This window comes from Stenotrophomonas sp. P5_B8 (assembly GCF_054049855.1).
In genome coordinates, this window is record NZ_JBFULO010000468.1 from 1 (window position 1) to 2790 (window position 2790).

General features: G+C 66.3%; 3 protein-coding genes. 2 read left to right on the forward strand and 1 reads right to left on the reverse strand.

Features of this window, described 5'->3' with window-relative positions:
* A partial coding sequence (locus tag ACXJKH_RS18145) for an aminotransferase-like domain-containing protein (protein ID WP_457321425.1) occupies positions 1 to 702 on the forward strand: 702 nt, incomplete at its 5' end.
* 174 nt (positions 703 to 876) lie between these two features.
* Here the strand turns inward: ACXJKH_RS18145 and ACXJKH_RS18150 are convergent.
* Positions 877 to 1395 (reverse strand): nuclear transport factor 2 family protein, encoded by a 519-nt coding sequence (locus ACXJKH_RS18150; protein ID WP_457321427.1) that lies wholly within the window; start codon positions 1393 to 1395, stop codon positions 877 to 879.
* 653 nt (positions 1396 to 2048) lie between these two features.
* Here ACXJKH_RS18150 and ACXJKH_RS18155 point away from each other — a divergent pair.
* Positions 2049 to 2459 carry a hypothetical protein gene (locus tag ACXJKH_RS18155; RefSeq protein ID WP_457321429.1) on the forward strand — a complete coding sequence of 137 codons (411 nt, stop codon included), beginning with the start codon at positions 2049 to 2051 and terminating at the stop codon, positions 2457 to 2459.
* The last annotated feature ends 331 nt before the right edge of the window (positions 2460 to 2790 follow it).

Consider the following 2790-nt stretch of genomic DNA (forward strand, 5'->3'; position numbering starts at 1 on the left):
GTCGAAGCCTTCGGCGCCGCACTCCAAGCGCATGCACCGCGTCTGTACATCACCAATTCCGGCATCCACAACCCGACCGGGGCGGTGCTCTCACCGGTCACCGCGCACCAGCTGCTCAAGCGTGCCGACAACAGCGACCTGGTCATCATCGAGGATGACCTGTTCGCCGATTTCGAGCACAGCCCCGCACCGCGACTGGCCGCCTTCGATGGCCTGTCGCGGGTGATCCAGGTCGGCAGTTTCTCCAAGACCCTGTCGGCCTCGGTACGTTGCGGCTACATCGCCGCCCGCCCCGACTGGATCGACAGCCTTGCCGACCTGAAGATCGCCACCAGCTTCGGCGGCGGGCGCCTGGCCGCCGACATCCTGCTCACCGCGCTCACCGACAGCGGCTACCGCCGCCATGTGGAAACCGTGCGCACACGGTTGGCGACAGCGCGTGATGCCACGCTGGCGCGGTTGGCCACGCTTGGCATTACCCCGTGGGTGGTGCCGCAGGCCGGCATGCTGCTGTGGTGCCGCCTGCCTGATGGCCTGGACGCGGCGACCATCGCCCGTCGCTGCCTGGCCGACGGCGTGGTGCTGGCGCCGGGCAATGCATTCAGCCCCTCGCTCAACGCCGCCGGGTTCCTGCGCTTCAATGCCGCCCAGGCGCAGGACCGCCGCGTGTTCGATGTGCTGGCACGTGCCATGCGCGGGTGATGCGCCTGTCGATCAGGGCGATGCATGACGACCCCGCTACCACGCAACCGGTGTCCTGGCTCCGGATGGGTACAGCCTGGAGTTCGTGCACACGCCGTGGCAGCAGGCGGCGCGCTGAGTGGCGTTGATGTGCATTGAGTCGCGCTGAATAGCGCTATTTAGCGCCACTTCGCGCTATTTACCGCCGCCATGCCCAAGTGTCGCCTTCTCCGCATCGGTCAACGCGCGGTGCCCGTAGCTCAGTACCCGCGTCAGCTGCCACTGGCCGTCGCTCAACTGCCAGACCATGACGAACTTGGCGCTGCCTTCGCAGGTGCCGCTGGCCAGCTCGCAGAAGCGGTGCTCGCCTTCCTCGATCGCGCCAAAGTCCTTGATCGGATACACCTTGAGTGTGCCGGGGATCAACTCGCGACGTACCTTGTTGCAGATATATTTCTGCGTATTGGCCACCACCGTGGCCCGGTCGAAGGTGGCCCCACCGGTGTCGTGGTAGAACTCCACGGTCGGCGAGAAGTAGCGGCCGAACGTATCCAGATCGCACCGGTTGTAAGCGTCGAACACCTTCTGGTCGAGCGCGGTGATCGTGCGGGAAAGGTCTGCCCCGGTGGCCTCGGCGCTGGTCGGCGCGGCCCAGGCGGCGCCTGCGCCGATGGTCAGGAGCAGCAGGATGCTGGCGGATTGGAGCGGCTTCATGGCAGTTCCCTGTTCATCGAGAGGTGGCGGCGCTACGAGGGGCGGACCCTGCCGGCAGTCTGGCCAGGGCCTCGCCGTGGCCGCCACTTTTCCCATGCGGCGGCACGACCTTCAAGTGCCAAAGGGCCCGCCATCACTGCCGATGCGTCGACCTGCCTCCAACTGTGCCATGCTCCGCGCAATCACCACGGAGACACCGCAATGGCCAAGAGCATGGACAGCAAGAAAGAGCAGAAGAAAAAGCCCGCCAAGACCGCCAAGGAAAAGAAGGCGGAGAAGAATGAGAAGAAGACCAGCAAGGGTTTCGCACCGACCTGATCGTCTCCAGGCGCCGCCGTCGGCGGGCGCCACCTGGTAGAGCCGACCGTTGGTCGGCTCGGCCACTTCACCCTGGCTGACCATCGGCAAGCGCAGCGGTTGCGGGAACGAGCGCCGCCGCACCTCGCGCGCCGGCAGGTTGCCTGTTACCCGTTGCCGCCATCGCGCCGTCGGTCGCGTACACCGGCCTGTTCCGTGCAGTGATGCCGCCGGTATCGGTCGTATGCCGGCAGGCCGAACCGCGGCGCACGCGCACGGCCATCCACCATCCGTCCAACGCGCACGCGTCTTGCCCGATGGCAAAATGGCCGGCTCTCCCCGCGTTGCGGGGCGCCATGCGAGGGATTGGACGTGACGGAAGGAAATGGCAGGTACTGAGCCGCACGCCAACCACCCGTGCGCTGCATCCCCGCGAAACAGACGCGCTGCTTTGGTTCGGCCAGCCCGAACGCATCGTCTGGCGGATGCCGCGTGGCAACGTCATCGACCTGGCCCGGGCAGCCCGCGCCGCCGGCAACCGCCCAGTCGCACGCACGGTGCGTGGACCGTACCGATCGAGGGTGCGTGCCCGCCACCACGACCGGCATGACTATATCGGGGAGGTCGAGGTACTCCTGCTGCCGGGTGCCGACCGCTGCCTGCGCCAGGACAACGAAGCGGAGGTCCTGCTGTGCGGCAACGTCGCCGTGGTGCTCGCGTTGAACGGCACGTGGCGTATCGACCAGGCGCGTTCGTTGCTGCGCTGAACTCCGTGCGCCATGGGGGTGTCGCGCGTTGTCGGCGCTGCTCCGCCGCGAACAAGGCTGACGCTCCACATCACCGCCGGCCAGGCCAACAGGTGCGCGGATGCGGAAATCGCCGCCGCGACCAAAGCCGGCAGCACCCAACCAAACACGAATTAAACCTTCTGACTCGCTCCCGCATCCAACGGTGGACACCCACCGGCAAGGCGAATGACATGACGCTATGGAAGCAAAGACTCACCGCCTTTCTCATTGCAGGCACGCTGACATTGACCGCCGCAGCTCAGTCAGCCTCGGCGCAGGTATATACCCGCGATATCGACAACTTCTGGAT